General features: G+C 63.4%; 14 protein-coding genes. 2 read left to right on the top strand and 12 right to left on the bottom strand.

Features of this window, described 5'->3' with window-relative positions; all coding sequences use genetic code 11:
* The first annotated feature begins 167 nt into the window (after positions 1–167).
* Positions 168–998, top strand: a complete 831-nt coding sequence (locus AC5RU9_RS10205) for an HAD-IIA family hydrolase (RefSeq protein WP_144652729.1) — start codon at positions 168–170, stop codon at positions 996–998.
* Positions 999–1012: 14 nt separating this feature from the next.
* Complete coding sequence (locus tag AC5RU9_RS10200) at positions 1013–1774, top strand: tyrosine-protein phosphatase (RefSeq protein ID WP_494016339.1); 762 nt, start codon at positions 1013–1015, stop codon at positions 1772–1774.
* A 3-nt stretch (positions 1775–1777) separates the two neighbouring features.
* On the opposite strand, the gene AC5RU9_RS10195 is transcribed toward AC5RU9_RS10200, so the two are convergent.
* The 12 genes from AC5RU9_RS10195 to AC5RU9_RS10140 form a co-directional block, all read right to left on the bottom strand.
* Positions 1778–2902 (bottom strand): thioesterase domain-containing protein, encoded by a 1125-nt coding sequence (locus AC5RU9_RS10195; RefSeq protein WP_211713802.1) that lies wholly within the window; start codon positions 2900–2902, stop codon positions 1778–1780.
* 105 nt (positions 2903–3007) lie between these two features.
* Positions 3008–3580: an orotate phosphoribosyltransferase gene (gene pyrE, locus AC5RU9_RS10190; protein WP_494016338.1), complete on the bottom strand. Its 573-nt coding sequence runs from the start codon at positions 3578–3580 to the stop codon at positions 3008–3010.
* A 5-nt stretch (positions 3581–3585) separates the two neighbouring features.
* Positions 3586–4617: a LacI family DNA-binding transcriptional regulator gene (locus AC5RU9_RS10185; RefSeq protein ID WP_494016630.1), complete on the bottom strand. Its 1032-nt coding sequence runs from the start codon at positions 4615–4617 to the stop codon at positions 3586–3588.
* A 127-nt stretch (positions 4618–4744) separates the two neighbouring features.
* Positions 4745–6028 carry a multiple monosaccharide ABC transporter permease gene (gene mmsB / locus AC5RU9_RS10180; protein WP_211713804.1) on the bottom strand — a complete coding sequence of 428 codons (1284 nt, stop codon included), beginning with the start codon at positions 6026–6028 and terminating at the stop codon, positions 4745–4747.
* Positions 6029–6033: 5 nt separating this feature from the next.
* On the bottom strand, positions 6034–7563 hold the full coding sequence (gene mmsA / locus AC5RU9_RS10175; RefSeq protein ID WP_211713805.1) for a multiple monosaccharide ABC transporter ATP-binding protein: 1530 nt from the start codon (positions 7561–7563) through the stop codon (positions 6034–6036).
* Between the two features lie 110 nt (positions 7564–7673).
* Positions 7674–8822 (bottom strand): multiple monosaccharide ABC transporter substrate-binding protein, encoded by a 1149-nt coding sequence (gene chvE, locus AC5RU9_RS10170; protein ID WP_494016337.1) that lies wholly within the window; start codon positions 8820–8822, stop codon positions 7674–7676.
* Between the two features lie 403 nt (positions 8823–9225).
* A complete protein-coding gene (gene manD / locus AC5RU9_RS10165; protein WP_211713807.1) occupies positions 9226–10455 on the bottom strand; it encodes a D-mannonate dehydratase ManD in 1230 nt (409 codons plus the stop codon).
* 23 nt (positions 10456–10478) lie between these two features.
* Positions 10479–11804, bottom strand: a complete 1326-nt coding sequence (locus tag AC5RU9_RS10160; protein WP_494016336.1) for a mannitol dehydrogenase family protein — start codon at positions 11802–11804, stop codon at positions 10479–10481.
* Positions 11801–13195, bottom strand: a complete 1395-nt coding sequence (gene uxaC, locus AC5RU9_RS10155) for a glucuronate isomerase (protein WP_494016335.1) — start codon at positions 13193–13195, stop codon at positions 11801–11803. The genes AC5RU9_RS10160 and uxaC overlap by 4 nt, the downstream gene beginning before the upstream one ends.
* Before the next feature lie 3 nt (positions 13196–13198).
* Positions 13199–14131: a sugar phosphate isomerase/epimerase family protein gene (locus AC5RU9_RS10150; RefSeq protein WP_494016334.1), complete on the bottom strand. Its 933-nt coding sequence runs from the start codon at positions 14129–14131 to the stop codon at positions 13199–13201.
* Positions 14128–15324 (bottom strand): Gfo/Idh/MocA family protein, encoded by a 1197-nt coding sequence (locus AC5RU9_RS10145; protein WP_494016333.1) that lies wholly within the window; start codon positions 15322–15324, stop codon positions 14128–14130. Before AC5RU9_RS10145 ends, AC5RU9_RS10150 begins: the two co-directional genes overlap by 4 nt.
* Complete coding sequence (locus AC5RU9_RS10140) at positions 15321–16169, bottom strand: sugar phosphate isomerase/epimerase family protein (protein WP_494016332.1); 849 nt, start codon at positions 16167–16169, stop codon at positions 15321–15323. The genes AC5RU9_RS10145 and AC5RU9_RS10140 overlap by 4 nt, the downstream gene beginning before the upstream one ends.
* Between the last annotated feature and the right edge of the window lies 1 nt (position 16170).

Here is a 16170-nt window from a genome sequence, read left to right as displayed (position 1 = left end):
GCCTGCGCCGCACCCAAGCGTAGTTCAGTCCCGGGCGCGCAGCACAAGTCACAGCCGTTATCCACATGGGTAGAACTATCCACATAGGCGGCATCCCGGGATGTCTGTCTGCCGGAATGATGGAAGACTGGGACGCAGTGCATGAACAACCCCAGTCGGAGGCAAATATGGCAGAAGAATCCACGCCCCACACGTCCGCGTCGGTTTACCGGAACGGTCACGAGATCGAATGTTGGCTCACGGACATGGACGGCGTCCTGGTCCATGAAAACCAGGCGATCCCCGGCGCAGCCGAGCTCATCCAGCGCTGGGTCGACACCTCCAAGCGGTTCCTGGTCCTGACCAACAACTCCATCTTCACCCCGCGCGACCTCGCAGCCCGCCTCCGGGCGTCCGGACTGGAAGTACCTGAGGAAAACATCTGGACGTCGGCCCTGGCCACCGCCCAGTTCCTCAAGGACCAGGTCCAGTCATCGGACTCGGGCAACCGCGCGTACACCATCGGCGAGGCCGGCCTCACCACCGCGCTGCATGAGGCCGGGTTCATCCTCACCGACACCGACCCCGATTTCGTGGTCCTCGGAGAGACCCGCACCTACTCCTTCGAAGCGATCACCATGGCCGTTCGCCACATCCTGGCCGGCGCCCGCTTCATTGCGACCAACCCGGACGCTACGGGCCCCTCCAAGGACGGCCCCATGCCGGCAACCGGAGCCATCGCGGCGATGATCACCAAAGCCACCGGGCGTGAGCCGTACATTGTTGGCAAGCCGAACCCCATGATGTTCCGCTCGGCAATGAACCAGATCGACGCACACTCCGAGACCACGGCAATGATCGGTGACCGCATGGACACAGACATCGTTGCGGGCATGGAAGCGGGCCTTCACACGGTCCTGGTGCTCAGCGGCATCACCCAGCGCGAGGAAATCGTGTCCTTCCCGTTCCGGCCAAACCAGATCCTCAACTCCGTGGCCGATCTCAAGAGCCAAATCTAGTAAGGAGACCAACAATGGCTGTGCTCAACCTGCGTCCTCTGGCCGGTGGCCGGATACTCAGGGGCAGCCAGCCGTTCGGGTTGGATGCCGCAGCGACGTCCGGATTCCTGGCGGAGCACGGCATCCAAGCCATCGTGGACCTGCGGAGCGAACTTGAGCGCTCTCTGGTCCCATGGCTCGTGGGTGGTGTCGGAACTGCTTCGGGCAGCATCACGTCTCCGAATGCGTCCGGGCCTGACGACGGCGGTGGGCTTGCCGCCGTCGTCCCGCCCGACGTCGAGCTCATCAACAATCCGCTGGACCCGAATGCCGTGGCCGGGTCGCTGCAGGCTGTTGAAACGGCCGAGGACCTCGGTGAGCTGTATCTGGGGTGGGTCCGGTTGCGGCCGGAGTGGGTAGCCGACGCGCTGCGGCCCGTAGCCCGCGGCAAGCGCACCCTGGTGCATTGTTCGTTGGGTAAGGACAGGACGGGAGTGGTGTCCGCCATTGGCCTGCTGGCAACGGGCGGCACCGAGGACCAAGTGGTGGCGGACTACACGGCAACCACCGCCAACCTGCCCGGAGTCCTGGAGGTCATGGCTGAAACGTGGCGCCTGAGCGTGCCCTCAACACCTGCCAGTTATTTCAGCCCGGACCTCATGATCCTGCAAAGTCCGGAGGCAGCCATGAGGCACTTCCTGGCCGGCTTCACGCGCGAGTTCGGGGATGTCCGCGGTTTCCTGCAGCATGCCGGTCTCACCGCCGACGAGGTCCAAGCGCTCCGGAACGGCCACTAATGGCTAGGCGGGCCTGATGACTTTGCCGTTCGGTTCCTTGTAGGACGGTATCTCGGGTTCAGGAGGCAGCGGCTCGAGTTCGTTCTGGACTTGCTCCAGCAATGGCCGGTAGAGGCCGCCGTTCCATTGCGGGCTGGCGTGCGCGGGCCGTGCACCCTCGGTGCTGAGCGTCGGCAGTGCCATGTTGGCTCCGAACACTTTGCTCCAGCCAGCACGCGCCGACTCGTAGTTCACGGTGCCGTCGTCGGAGTTGCCCAGGAAAGCCATCCGGGTTCCACCGATCTTGCCCGCGAACCGCAGCCCGTCAAAGTGGTAAATATAGGCCGACTCCGTCTGGATAAGAACGCTGGACGGCGCGATTGGCGACAACTGTTCCATGGTTTGGTCAAGGATCTGCCGCCAAGTCCGTTCGTCCTTATGGGCCACGCGTTCCCCCAACTCATAGCCACCACGCAGGACCGACGGAATGCGGAAGCCATTCTCGTAAAGAAACACCACACCGTCGAACCAACTCTGGTCCAGCACGTCGGCACGGCTGAACGGGCTCGAATCCAGGACGATCAGCTGAGTTTCCACGCCGTGCAGCTCCAGCAGCCGGGCGGCCACCTGGGTGGCGAGCATACCGCCGAAACTGTGGCCATAGAAATACAGCTTCTCCAGCCCGAGCTCGCGGACATGGAGGATGAGTTCTCGGACGATCTCGTCCACGTCCAGGCCCAGGTTGGAGTATCCGATCGCCGCGAGCCGGCCGCGCTGGTGAAGTGCGGGGCGGAGCGAGTTGAGGATCCATTGGGCCTCTTCCCAACTGGTCTTGTACCCAGGGAAGAGGATCCAACTGGCCTTCGGGAAATACAGGTCCGAGTAGGAATCGGGGACGCGGAGGATCTTGGTGGCGCGGCGCTCAGCCTGCACACGCCGGGTAAAGAGCATGTCCCCGGCGAGCGCGGCGGATACCCCGGCCGTCACAAGGAAGTTTCGGCGGGACGTCTTCTTGAGCCTGGCAGCGTAAGGCAGGATCCGGGCCCAGGAGCCCGGATCCTCGACTTTCTCCGGCTGCGGAGCCACCGGCGTCGGGAGGTCTTCGTTCACCTCCGGCAGCGCCGGGAGCTTCCCTACTTGAACGTCCACGCAGCAAGCATAGGCTTCGCGGGCACCGCCTTGCAGCCCCATGGATTGTGTACAGCTAATGCCCCTAAGATGCCCCTATAAAGGCATTAGCTGTACAAAAATTCTTTAGTCGAGACCGAGCTCGTCCTTGCCGAAAGCGAAGAGGTACGGCACACCGGTTTCGGCTTCGATTTTCTCCTTGGCACCGGTATTGCGGTCCACGATCACTGCGACGGCTACAACGTTGCCGCCTGCTTTCCGGACACCCTCGACGGCGGTCAGTGCGGACCCGCCCGTGGTGGACGTGTCTTCGAGGACAACCACGTTGCGTCCCTCAACCGAGGGTCCTTCCACCTGGCGGCCCATGCCGTAGGACTTCTGTGCCTTGCGGACCACGAAGGCGTCCACGGCGCGGCCGGCGTCTGCGGCGGCGTGCATGACGGCGGTACCGACGGGGTCGGCACCCATGGTGAGCCCGCCAGCGCACTCAACTGCCACGCCGGCGTCGTCGATCATCGCCAACATGACCTGTCCCACCAGTTTGGAGGCTTCGTGGTGAAGCGTGATGCGGCGCAGGTCGATGTAGTAGTCGGCTTCCTTTCCGCTGGAAAGGATCACTTTGCCGCGGACAACCGCCAGCTCTTTGATGAGTTCAAGAAGGCGGGCACGGGCAGCGGCAGTGTCAGGCGTGGAAGTCATGGGTCCTAGTTTAGTGGGGACGGAGCCAGGTCGACGTCGGGGCCCGGCTTGGTGTCGGGGCCCGGGGCAGCTGTTGTGGAACGGACCACCAGCCGGGGGCTGACGATTTGCGCTTCGCTGCCGCTTTCGCCGCCGAGCTGTTCCAGCACAGCCTCCATGCATCGTCTGCCGAGTTCTTCAAAGTCCTGCTTGACGGTGGTCAGTGGTGGCATGAAGAACTCGGCCTCTGGCTGGTCGTCGTAGCCCACTACGCTGATGTCGCCGGGTACCCGAAGCCCGGCCTCCTGGACTGCACGGAGGACACCCACCGCCATTTGGTCGTTGGCGACGAACACGGCAGTGACCGTGCGGTGTTCCACCAGGTCCAGGCCTGCGCGGTAGCCCGAGGCAGCGTCCCATCCGCCTTGGAGAAGCACAGCGGCGTCCAGGCCGGCACTACCAAGGGCTTCCTGCCATCCCTTGATGCGTTCGGCGGCGTCGATCCAGTGTGGCGGTCCGGAGATGTGCGCAATACGACGATGCCCCAGCCCTATCAGGTGCTCAACGGCGAGGCGGGCGCCCATGCGCTGATCGAGGGAAGCTCCAGCCAGTTGGGTTTCGGCGCCGGAGCCCGCCGCCACAATCGGAACGGGCACCGACACGTCGCGCATAACGGCGAGGACATCGGGGTGCGGAACCAGGATGACTATGCCGTCCACGGATTGGTTGCGGAAGTGTGCGATGGCGTCGTTGATGCTCTCGCTGGTCACCTCCCGGAGATTGGCGATGCTCACGAAGTAGCCCGCTTCCCTGCCGGCCTGCTCCACTCCGAGGAGGGTATTCGCGGGCCCGAACTGGCCCGTTTCGCAGGCCAGGACTCCGATGGTCCGGGACCTCCTGGTGACCAGGCTGCGTGCGGCCGTGTTGCGGCGGTAGCCAAGGTTCGCGATGGCGGATTCCACGCGTTCCTTGGTCTTGCTGCTGACGTTGGGGTGGTTGTTCAGGACCCGGGAGACGGTTTGGTGCGAGACGCCGGCCATCCTGGCAACGTCGCCCATCACGGGAGCCCGGCCGGGGGACGCATCCGAAGACATCCGTACCTCGCTTCTGCGTTGAAGGAGCAGGGTGGCCCGCGTTCCGCTCCGTGGTCACGGAACGGAACGCGGGCCACCCTGAACGCTGCACCTATTTGGCGTCGACACCGACCGGTTCGGCCTTGGGGGCCGGAGCAGCTTCGGTGGCCGGGGGCGTGGTCTTCCATTTGAAGCGACGGCCCATGCCGGAGCCTCCACCGGCCCCGGTCCGGTTCTTGTTGAAGATGTCGAAGCCGACGGCGAGCAGGAGCACCAGGCCCTTGATGAGCTGCTGGTAGTCCGTGCCAAGGCCAAGGATGGACATGCCGTTGTTGAGGACGCCCATGATCAGGCCGCCGATCATGGCTCCGGCCACGGTGCCGATGCCGCCCTGGACTGCCGCCCCGCCAATGAAGGCTGCAGCGATGGAGTCGAGTTCGAAGCCGGTGCCGCCTGCCGGTTGTGCTGAGTTCAGGCGTGCGGTGAACACCAGGCCGGCCAGTGCGGCGAGGACGCCCATGTTGACGAAGAGCCGGAAGGTGACCTTTTTGGTTTTGATGCCGGAGAGTTCGGCTGCGTGCAGGTTGCCACCGATCGCGTAGGTGTGCCGCCCGAAAATGCTGTTGTTCATCAGCGCCGAGTAGAGGATCACCAGGACTGCCAGGACAATCAGGACGATCGGGGTTCCGCGGTAGCTGGCCAGCAGGAAGGTGATGATGAGCATCAGCACTGCGATGAACCCGTTCTTGACGGCAAACCAGGCCATCGGCTCATTTTCCAGGTTGAACTTGCGGCGCACCCGGCGTTCCTTCAGGGCCTGGAACAGGATGGCTGCCGTACCGCCGACACCCAGGATGACCGTCAACCATTCCAGGACGGACGTGCCACCGGAAATGTCCGGGAGGAAGCCACCGCCGAGGGCCCGCAGTTCGCTGGGGAACGGGGTGATCTGCTGGTTCTTCAGGGTGATCAGGGTCAGGCCACGGAAGATCAGCATGCCTGCCAGGGTGACGATGAAGGCCGGGATGCCCACGTAGGCGATCCAGTAACCCTGCCATGCTCCCACCAGTGCACCCACCAGGAGGCAGGCCGGGATGGCAAGCCACCACGCCCAGCCCCAGTGCACGATCATCACGCCCGCAACGGCACCGATGAAGCCGGCGATGGACCCCACGGAAAGGTCAATGTGGCCGGCGATGATGACCATCACCATGCCAATGGCGAGGATCAGGATGTAGCTGTTCTGTACTACCAGGTTGGTGACGTTCTGCGGTTCCAGCAGGATGCCGTTGGTCAGGACCTGGAAGAGGATGACGATGAGGATCAGGGCGACGAAGATGCCAACCTGGCGGAGGCGGCTTGTAAGGAAGCCAAGGGATTCTCGTAGGGCGGACATGTTCGCTATTCCTTCTCTTTGGTCATGTAGTGCATGAGGGTTTCCTGGGTGGCTTCGGCGATGGGGACTTCGCCGGTGATGTGGCCTGCCGACAGCGTGTAGATCCTGTCGCAGATGCCCAGGAGTTCCGGAAGCTCAGATGAGATCACAATGACGGCTTTACCCGCCGCTGCAAGCTCGGCAATGATCGTGTAGATCTCGAACTTGGCGCCGACGTCGATGCCGCGGGTGGGTTCGTCCAGGATCAGGACGTCCGGGTCCGAGAACATCCATTTGCTCAGCACCACCTTCTGCTGGTTGCCGCCCGAGAGCTTGCCCGTGATGGCCGCAACGGAAGGCGCTTTGATGTTCATGCTCTTCCGGTACTGGTTGGCTACCGTGGTTTCTTTGTTGCCGTCCACCCAGCCTCGCTTGGCGAGCTTGCCCAGCGACGCCATGGAGATGTTCCGCTTGATGTCCTCGATCAGGTTCAGACCGTAGTGCTTCCGGTCCTCGGTGGCGTAGGCAATACCGTTGTCGATGGCGTCGGACACTGTGGAAGTGTTGATTTCCTTGCCGTACTTGTAAACCTTGCCCGAAACGGCGCGGCCATAGGTTCGGCCGAAGACGCTCATGGCCAGTTCTGTTCGGCCTGCTCCCATCAGTCCCGCCAAGCCAACAACCTCGCCCTTGCGGACACTGAGGTTGGCGTTGTTGACCACCATGCGGGAGTGGTCCTGCGGGTGCTGGACAGTCCAGTCTTCAATACGGAGGACTTCCTCACCGATCTTGGGAGTCCGTTCCGGATAGAGGCTTTCGAGGTCGCGGCCCACCATTCCCCGGATGATGCGTTCCTGGGTGATCTGGCCTTGGTCGAGCCGCAGGGTCTCGATAGACTTGCCGTCGCGGATGATGGTGACCGCGTCGGCAACCTTGCGGATTTCGTTGAGTTTGTGGCTGATGATGATGCTGGTGACGCCCTGGCCCTTGAGGTGCAGGATAAGGTCCAGCAGGTGGTCCGAGTCTTCATCGTTCAGGGCCGCCGTGGGCTCGTCCAGGATGAGGAGCTTCACCTCTTTGGAGAGCGCCTTGGCAATTTCAACCAGCTGCTGCTTGCCAACGCTGATGTGCTGGATGGGGGTAACTGGGTTTTCGCTTAGGCCTACCCGGGCCAGCAGCTTTGCGGCTTCCAGGTTGGTTTTACGCCAGTCCACCCAGCCGTTGTTGGCCAACTCGTTGCCGAGGTAGATGTTCTCTGCGATGGAGAGGTAGGGGCTCAGGGCCAGTTCCTGGTGGATGATCACGATGCCGCGCTTCTCGCTGTCCGTGATGCTGGAGAAATCGCAGGGTTCGTTCTCGAAGAGGATGTCGCCGTCGAAAGTGTTGTGGGCGTAGACGCCGGACAGCACTTTCATGAGGGTGGACTTCCCGGCTCCGTTCTCACCACAGATGGCGTGGACTTCACCTCTGTTGACGTCCAGGGTGACGTCCTGAAGGGCTTTCACCCCGGGGAAGGTCTTGGTGATTCCTCGCATTTGAAGAATGGGTACGTTCATCGTCAATTCCCGCTGACTGGTTGAAACTTGGCCGGGCCGAGGACTCGACAGGCTCTAAGGGAGGCGTGGCTCCGCCGCACTACTGCTGGACGGCGGAGCCACGCAGGGTGCTACTTGACGTCGGATTCCTTGTAGTAACCCGAGTCGATGAGTTCCTTCTGGAAGTTGTCCTTGGTGATGATGACGGACTTCAGGAGGAAGGCCGGGACAACCTTGACCTTGTTGTTGTAGGTCTTGGTGTCGTTGGTTTCCGGCTCAGTTCCCTTGAGGACCGCGTCAACCATCTTCACGGCCTGCGCGCCGAGCTGGCGAGTGTCCTTGAAGATCGTGGAGTACTGCTCACCGGCGATGATGGACTTCACTGAGCCCTTTTCTGCGTCCTGGCCCGTTACTACGGGCAGGCTTCCGGTGGAGTAGCCGCCGGTGCTGGTCAGTGCGGAGATGATGCCGATGGACAGGCCGTCGTACGGGGACAGCACACCGTTGAGCTTGGTGCCCGAGCTGTACGCCGAGGTGAGGATGTCTTCCATGCGCTTCTGGGCTACGGGTGCCTGCCAGCGGAGGATGGCTGCCTGTTCGAACTTGGTCTGGCCACTGGGAACCTTCAACGTACCTGCATCCAGGTAGGGCTTGAGGGTGTCCATGGCGCCAGTCCAGAAGAAGTTGGCGTTGTTGTCATCCGGGCTGCCGGCGAAGAGCTCAACGTTGAACGGGCCCTTGCCTTCAACCTTCTTGCCGCTTGCGTCAACAAGACCCAGGCCGGTCAGCAGGGACGTAGCCTGCTGGACGCCCACGGTGTAGTTGTCGAAGGTGGTGTAGTAGTCCACGTTCGGTGTTCCGTTGATGAGGCGGTCATACGCGATGACCTTGACGTTCTGCTCCTTGGCCTTGGCCAGGACGTCGGTCAGGGTGGTGCCATCGATCGCGGCGATGATGAGTGCCTTGGCACCCTTCGTCAGCATGTTCTCGATCTGGGAAACCTGCGTGGGAATGTCATCGTTGGCGAACTGAAGGTCGGTCTTGTATCCGAGGTCCTTCAAGGACTTCTCAACGTTGGCGCCGTCAGCGATCCAGCGCTCGGACGTCTGGGTCGGCATCGAAATGCCCACCAGCGAATCGGCGGGTTTCGCGGTGCTGCTGGATTCGGCACTGCCTCCACGGCTGCCGCAGCCCGTGGCTCCCACGGTCAAGGTGAGGACAACCGCTACGGCGCCCAGGAGTTTCTTCAATCTCACGTTGCTCTCCTTCCGCGGCAGCATTGCCGCGAACTCTGATGCAGCCGGAGCATCTGCGCGTCCGGCACGGTAACGCTTTGGTGGGCCTGTGGGCTTGGGGGCGGCACATGCCACTTCAAGGTGGTGCGACTGCCATTGTGAACGCTAACAATACCGTCGGTCAAGTGCTGTAGATCACGAAATGGTTGCAAGCTACTGCTGGGTACCCAACCCTTGACTTGAAACGTTGTTAGCGTTCACAATTGGCGTCCGACTCTTCGCGGAACGCCAAAAACCCGGCACCCCCTTGTGGGCGGTACCGGGTTCAGGCGTTCCTCCGTGCTGCAGGAGGAACTCTCCCCTGCTGGGAACAGGGAATCAGAGGCGGATAAGGCCGTCCTGGCCATGGGCGCATCGGGGAGGTTCCATCGTCACAATGCGGTGCGGTTTACCAGTCATGGACGGTGCCGTCGACGAGGCGGTTGTAGGGCAGGTAAGCCTGCTGGTACGGGAAAGCGGCAGCGGCTTCCTCGTTGAACTCGACGCCGATGCCCGGCTCGTCGCCGGGGTGCAGGTAGCCGTCCTTGAAGGTCATGGACTGCTGGAATACCTCGTTGGTCTTGTCCGAGTGCTGCATGTATTCCTGGATGCCGTAGTTGTGGATGGCCAGGCCAACGTGCAACTGGGCGGCGAAGCCCACCGGGGAGATGTCCGTGGGCCCGTGGAAGCCGGACTTGATTTGGTACTGCGCGGCGAAATCCATGACCTTCTTCAGCGGGGAGATGCCGCCGAAGTGGGTGGACGCTGCGCGGACGTAATCGATCAGCTGTTCCTTGATGAGGGTCTGGAAGTCCCACACGGTATTGAAGATCTCGCCAATGGCCAACGGGGTGGTGGTGTGCTGGCGGACCACGCGCAGGCCCTCCTGGTTTTCAGCGGGAGTGCAATCCTCCAGCCAGAAGAGGTCGTATGGTTCCAGCGCCTTGCCGAGTTTGGCCGCCTGGATGGGGGTCATGCGGTGGTGGCCGTCGTGCAGCAGCGGGATTTCGGGGCCGAACTCGTTGCGGACGGCTTCGAACACGGTGGGCAGGTGGCGGAGGTAAGCGCGGGTGTCCCAGTCCTCTTCGAGCGGGAAAGTACCCCGTCCGGCGGGCTCGTAGTCGTAGCGCTCACCCGATGCCTGGGCCTGGGCGGCAACACCGTACACGGCTTTGATGCCGGGAATGGCGGTCTGGATGCGGATGGACTTGTAGCCCAGTTCCAGGTGTTCCCGGACGGAATCAAACAGCGACGGGATGTCCGCCCCGGAGGCGTGGCCGTAGGCACGGAGCCCGTTGCGCGATGCGCCGCCCAGCAGCTGGTAGACCGGCAGTCCGGCCACCTTGCCTTTGATGTCCCACAAAGCCATGTCGACGGCGGCAATGGCCGCCATGGTGACCGGGCCCCGGCGCCAGTAGGAGCTGCGGTAAAGGAACTGCCAGGTGTCCTCGATCCGGTGCGGATCCTTGCCGATGAGCAGCTGCGCTACGTGTTCCTTGAGGTACGCGGCGACGGCGAGTTCGCGGCCATTGAGGGTGGCGTCGCCGATGCCCGTCACACCGTCCTCCGTGGTGATGCGCAGGGTGACAAAGTTGCGGGACGGGCTGGTCACGAAGACTTCAGCGGCAATGATTTTCATGATGTGGCAATCCTTCCAAGGGCCTATGCGTGGGTGCGGGCAGCAGAGATGGCCTCTTGCTGCCCATGTATCAGGGAAACCAAAGCGCTGTCCTCCGCCAGCCCGGGACTGACGAGCGCCAACAGCGCAGCGGTGCGGTGTTCGCCGTCGTGCGTTTTTGCGGTTTTGATCTCGTGGGCCAAGGGGTCCTGGCATTCTTCCGTCGCGGACACGTACGCGATCCACGCCGCGATCATGCGGGCGGCGCCGCTCCCGGATCGGCCCTGTGCGCGTTCGGCGGTCAGGACCGGGACGGAACGCATGCGCAGCTTCGTGGTTCCATCCATGGCAATCTGGGTCAGATGGTGTGCGATCCTCGAATTGCCGAACCGTTCGAGCAACGCCTGCCGGTACCCCGGAATATCCAGGCTTTCGCCACTCAGATGACGGGACGCTTCATCCCAAAACGCCTCGACGGCGGCCCTGCAGAGGTCGTCGGCCAGAGCTTCGGCCACGGTCGCATGGCCCCGGACCAGGCCCGAGTAGGCAAGGATGGAGTGCGCTCCGTTCAGAAGCCAGAGTTTGCGGTTCTCGTAGGGCTCAATCTCGTCCACGAAAACGGCGCCGGCATCTTCCCACCGGGGACGCCCGCCAGGAAAGTCGCCGCTCAGGATCCAGTTGTGGAAGGGTTCGGCTACTACGACGGCCTCGTCCCGGTACCCGCATTGTTCGGCCACTTCCAGGACGTCCTCCGGAGTGGTCCGTGGCGTAATCCGGTCCACTGAGGTGCCCACGAAACTCACATTGGCGCGGATCCATTGACCCAGGGCCGGGTCCGCCGCATCCGCAATAGACTGTACGGCCTTCCGTGCAACCGTTCCGTTCTCCGCGAGATTGTCGCAACTGACGACGGCGATCGGGCCCGCGTCGGCGTCCTTGCGGGCCGCGAGCGCCGTTACCAGGCGTGCCAGCGGGGTTTCGTCGCCGGTGGCCGCGTAGGCGACTTCGGTGATGGTCAGCGTGACCACGGCGGTGGTCGGTGCAGCCAGGAGCTCCGCCAACCGGCCGACGTCGGCGCCATCGACGGCTTCAACAATGCTGCCGATTGCCTCAAAGCTGTCTCCGGCACCCGACCGCTCCACCACAGTGAACACGCCGTCTTGGGCTGCAAGAATTTCCGCGACGGTGGGCCGCCGCCCGGTGAAGGCTGCGATGCCCCAATCGGCAGCGTCCCCGGCGTGGTGGGTGTACCAGGCCTGGTGTGAGCGGTGAAACGCACCCAGGCCCAGGTGCACCATCCGGACCGGAGGCGCAGGCTGGCCGGCAAACGCGGCGCTCCGGTCCAGCCGCGGGCTCTGGTGGTCACTCACAGTTTGAAAACCCTTCGCGGCGAAGAATCGACGACGTCGACAATCAGCTCATGCGCGCGGTCCTCGCTGATGCGGTGCTCGGCAACAAGCCGCGCAAGGAACGAGGCTTCGATCCGGCGGGATGCGTCGTGGCGTGCCGGGATGGAGCAGAAGGCCCGGGTGTCATCGATGAATCCCGAAGACCGGGAGAAACCGGCGGTTTCGGTGACGGCGGAACGGAAACGGAGCATGGCATCCGGGGCGTCCAGGAACCACCATGGGGCGCCGATGTAAACGGAAGGGTAGAAACCGGCAAGCGGCGCCAGTTCCCGTGAGAAGACGGTCTCATCGAGAGTGAACAGCACCAGGTGGAAGTCCTTGGCGGTGCCGAAATCCTGCAGCAACGGCCGGACTGCCTCGGTGTAGTTCGTGGCCACGGGAATGTCGTGGCCGGTGTCAGCTCCGAAGGCTTCGAAGGTGGGCTGGTGGTGGTTGCGATAGGAACCCGGATGGATGGTCATCACCAGCCCGTCTTCAACGGACATCCGCGCCATCTGGTACATCATGTGCGCCTCGAACGCGTCACGGTCCTGGGCCGTTGCCTGGCCGGACCGGGCCTTGTTGAACAGGGCCTCCGCCTCGGCCTGGTCCAGTTTCAGGGTCGCCGGGGTCCTCACGCCATGGTCTGCGGACACGGCCCCGTGGTCCACGAAGTACCGGCGGCGGTTCTCCAATGCGGTGACGTACCCCCGGTAGCCCGTGCCGCCGTCGGACGCTTCAGTGATGAGCCGTTCGACGTTGGCCGCCCACTCCGGGTGCGCGATGTTGACGTAAGCGTCGGGACGGAAGGTGGGCACCACCCTGCCGTGGAATGACGGGTCAGCGGCCAGCGCGCGGTGGCTGTCCAAACTGTCCAAAGGATCATCCGTGGTGGCGAGGACCTCAATGTTGAAGTCCTTGAAGAGCTCCCGCGGGCGGAAGCCCGGCTCCGCAAGCTTGGCCGAAATGGCATCGAAGCTGGCGTCCGCTGACTCCGCGGATAGTTCCCCCTGCCACCCGAACACCGACTCGAACTGGGTGCGCAGCCAGTACCCGGACGCGGTGCCATAGAACAATGGCCACGCCTGGCAAAAGGTTCGCCAGACGTTGCGCGCCCCCGCTTGCGGCTGAAGCGCGTCCAACGGAACGCCGGAAGCGTGGATCAAACGGGTGACGTAATGGTCCGGTGTGACCAGCAACGCCGCAGGGTCAGGGAAGGGCGTGTTTTGCTCAATCACCGCCGCGTCCACGTGGCCATGCGGCGAAATGATGGGCAGGTCCTGGACGCGTTCCAGCAAGGCACGTGCGATGCTGCGCGTCCCCGGATCCGCCGGAAGCAGGCGGTCGGGGTGGGTGGCGAGGGACTGGGACATGAGTCAGCCTTTCGGGGTGGAACCGGCGGAGAGATCGGCACTGGCAGGAACCTGCAATCCGGCCAGCTCTGCCACCCGGCGCAAGTACAGGAGGTTTCCGGCGGTGCGCTCGGCGAGCGGGAGGTCGGTGGAGAAGTCCTCCACGGTCACCCAATCGTCGTAACCAACCTCGGCCAGCGCCTTGAAGTAAGCCAGGACACTCCCCTGCCCTTCAGCCAGCGGAGCCCACTCGTTTACCCACACTGCGGCTCCGGACTCGTCGCGATCCGGGACCTGTACCCAGCGGGCATTCTTCACATGGACGTGCGCCAGGTACGGTCCCAGGAGTTCAAGTGCAGGCAGCGGAGATTCCCAGCCTTCAATCAAGAGGTTGCCGAGGTCGTGGATGACCCCCACGTGCCGGGGATCCAAGCCCTCCAAGAGGCGGCGGGCAGCCGAAGCGGATGCGGTGACCGTTCCGTGGTGCAGCTCAACGAGTGCCTTGACACCATGGTGGGCGGCGCGTTCGGCAACCCACTCGTAGTGCTCCCGGGTGGCCGTAAACAGCTCCGGGTAGGACAGGCCGCTGGGCTCTCCCCCGCCCATGGTGGAGTTGCCCAAAGGCAGGACGTTGACCCGGACCTGCCGTGCACCCAGGGCTGCTGTGGCGGCGAGGACGCGCTCTACGTCGTCGTGGTTGTCGCAGCGGGCATACCCGCCAAGGCCCGAGTATTCCAGGCCGGCCTCCGAGGTGAGACGTGCAATCTCCGGCAGCGAATCCTCAAGGCCGGTCATCGGCCAGGTCGCTTTGTTACCCGCCCAGAAGCCTGGCTCCGGCGAATCAGCCTGGTCGGTGACCCGCCATTCGATCCCATGCCAACCTTGTGCCGCCAGTTCGCTGGCGGCCTCCTGCGGTGTCCAGTCCGGCGTCGAGGCCGTGAAGACCGAGAATTTCATGCGGTGACCTCCTCAAGGTGGCCGTTGCCGGTGTGAACCTCAACGTCGTTGTACTTGCCGGCAACCACATCGGCGATGAGCACGGGGCGGCCGAGCGTGGCAGAAACGTAGAGAGCACGCACGGTGGCCAGCGCACGAACGGCGTCCTCGATGGTGACGCCTGCAGGGCGGCCGTTCCGGATCGCATCCACAACGTCCCTGTATTGCCTGATATGCCCCGCGGGATAGACGGTGGGGTCCAGATTGAATTGCGGTGCCGATTCAGCGAATTTGGCCAGTTCCTCCTCGGCCTGGTTGCTCGCCCCGGGCATCCCCATGGGCCCACTCTGCGTCTCTTCCTCAGTCGCTGCAGCGTGGAAGAACTGGAGGTTGTCGCTGTCAATCACGGCCGAGCCCTTGCTGCCCATGACCTGCAGCCTGACGCTCAGGCCGGGATAGGCGGCGGTGGTGGCGTGGAGAACTGCGAGGGCACCGGATTCGAACGTCACGGTGGCCACTGCGGTGTCCTCGACTTCAACCCCCGTGTGTGCCAGAAGGGCCGTCTTGGCGCTGATTTCCACGGGTGTGCCGAGGAACCACAGCAGGAGGTCCACGGTGTGAACGCCCTGGTTCATCACCGCTCCGCCGCCGTCCATGGCCCAGGTTCCACGCCAGGCGCCGGAGTCGTAGTAGCCCTGGCTGCGGTACCAGCTCACCGAGGCGATGGCCGACGTCAGCCGGCCAAAGCGTCCGGCCCGGCGGGCCTCGTCCACCACACTGGACGCAGGATCGAAGCGGTGCTGGCTGATGACACTTGCCACCAGGCCCTTTCCTTCTGCCTCTTTCGCTGCCGCCAGAATCTCGTGCGTGCGGTTCAGGTTCACGTCCAGCGGCTTTTCGATCACCACGTGCTTACCGGCGCTGAGCACCTCCAGCGCCTGCTCGATGTGCAGTCCACTGGGGGTGGCGATGATGACAAGATCGACGTCGGCACTTGCGAACGCTTTGTCCAGGCTTCGGAAGGTGGCAGGCCGGGTGCCGCCTTGGTCTTCGATGTGCTGGGCCAGGGCATCTGCGGCTTCGGTGATCTCATCCACCAGGGCCGTGACCTGCAGGTCATCGATTGCGGCAACCGACGCCGCGTGAGTGCGACCGATGGATCCGCAACCGGCAATGGCGACGTTGATGATGGGCTTGGACGTTTCGCTGCTCACTTGGTTTCCACTCCTGCTTCGTTAACGACTTTGGCAAAGGCACGGGCTGCCATCCCGAAAGCGGTCGGTCCGGAGAATCCGCCCAAGCCGTGGGCGCCGGCCAGATGCGGTTCAAGGCTTGCGAAACCTACGAAGCCGTCCTCTTTCAGCGCCTCTACCGTGCGGAGCAGATCGCCGTCGCCCTCACCGGCGGGAACCACGACGCCGTCCGCGAACCGCGCGTCCTTGACCTGAAGGTATTCGAGGTGGGGACGGAGTTTGGCGTAGCCCTCGTCGAAGGGCTTTACGCCCACCTGGACGAAGTTGGCCGGATCCCACGCGACCTTCAAAGCCGGCGAGTCCACGGACTCGATGATGTCCAGCACGCGATCAGGGGTGTCGCCGAAAATGTCCTTCTCGTTCTCGTGGAGCAGTACCACGCCGGACTGTTCTGCGACCTCTGCCAGGGCACGCATGCGCTCAATGACGTCGTCCCGGATGCTGTCCACGGCCACGCCTTCGCCGTAGTAGAAGGAGAAGATGCGGATGTACTTGGCCCCAAGAACCCGGGCTGCGTTGGCGGCCCGGCGGAGCCGCTCAACCTCGTGCTCCACCGGCAGCGCGACATCCACTTTGCCGATGGGCGAGGCGATGGCTGAAACGCCCATGCCCGCGGTATCCAGGAGCTTCTTGAGTTCGGTCAACTGCTCGGACGACAGATCCACGATGTTGGTTCCCCATGCACTGCGGACTTCGATGTGGTTCGCTCCAAGGGCCTGGAGTACGGCGATCTGCAGGACCGGGTCGTCGTCGATCTCGTCTCCGAAGCCCGAAAGCGTCCACTGGACTGTTGCTGGACCGGTCATT

Source organism: Arthrobacter sp. B0316-5-4 (genome assembly GCF_059090325.1).
This window is presented reverse-complemented; position numbering and strand designations above follow the sequence as displayed.

Excerpts from the sequence above, each read along its gene's own strand:
- AC5RU9_RS10205 (WP_144652729.1), top strand. The coding sequence starts at position 168 with ATGGCAGAAGAATCCACGCCCCACACGTCCGCGTCGGTTTACCGGAAC.
- AC5RU9_RS10200 (WP_494016339.1), top strand. The coding sequence starts at position 1,013 with ATGGCTGTGCTCAACCTGCGTCCTCTGGCCGGTGGCCGGATACTCAGG.
- pyrE (WP_494016338.1), bottom strand. The coding sequence starts at position 3,580 with ATGACTTCCACGCCTGACACTGCCGCTGCCCGTGCCCGCCTTCTTGAA.
- AC5RU9_RS10185 (WP_494016630.1), bottom strand. The coding sequence starts at position 4,617 with ATGGGCGACGTTGCCAGGATGGCCGGCGTCTCGCACCAAACCGTCTCC.
- mmsB (WP_211713804.1), bottom strand. The coding sequence starts at position 6,028 with ATGTCCGCCCTACGAGAATCCCTTGGCTTCCTTACAAGCCGCCTCCGC.
- mmsA (WP_211713805.1), bottom strand. The coding sequence starts at position 7,563 with ATGAACGTACCCATTCTTCAAATGCGAGGAATCACCAAGACCTTCCCC.
- chvE (WP_494016337.1), bottom strand. The coding sequence starts at position 8,822 with ATGCTGCCGCGGAAGGAGAGCAACGTGAGATTGAAGAAACTCCTGGGC.
- manD (WP_211713807.1), bottom strand. The coding sequence starts at position 10,455 with ATGAAAATCATTGCCGCTGAAGTCTTCGTGACCAGCCCGTCCCGCAAC.
- uxaC (WP_494016335.1), bottom strand. The coding sequence starts at position 13,195 with ATGTCCCAGTCCCTCGCCACCCACCCCGACCGCCTGCTTCCGGCGGAT.
- AC5RU9_RS10150 (WP_494016334.1), bottom strand. The coding sequence starts at position 14,131 with ATGAAATTCTCGGTCTTCACGGCCTCGACGCCGGACTGGACACCGCAG.
- AC5RU9_RS10140 (WP_494016332.1), bottom strand. The coding sequence starts at position 16,169 with ATGACCGGTCCAGCAACAGTCCAGTGGACGCTTTCGGGCTTCGGAGAC.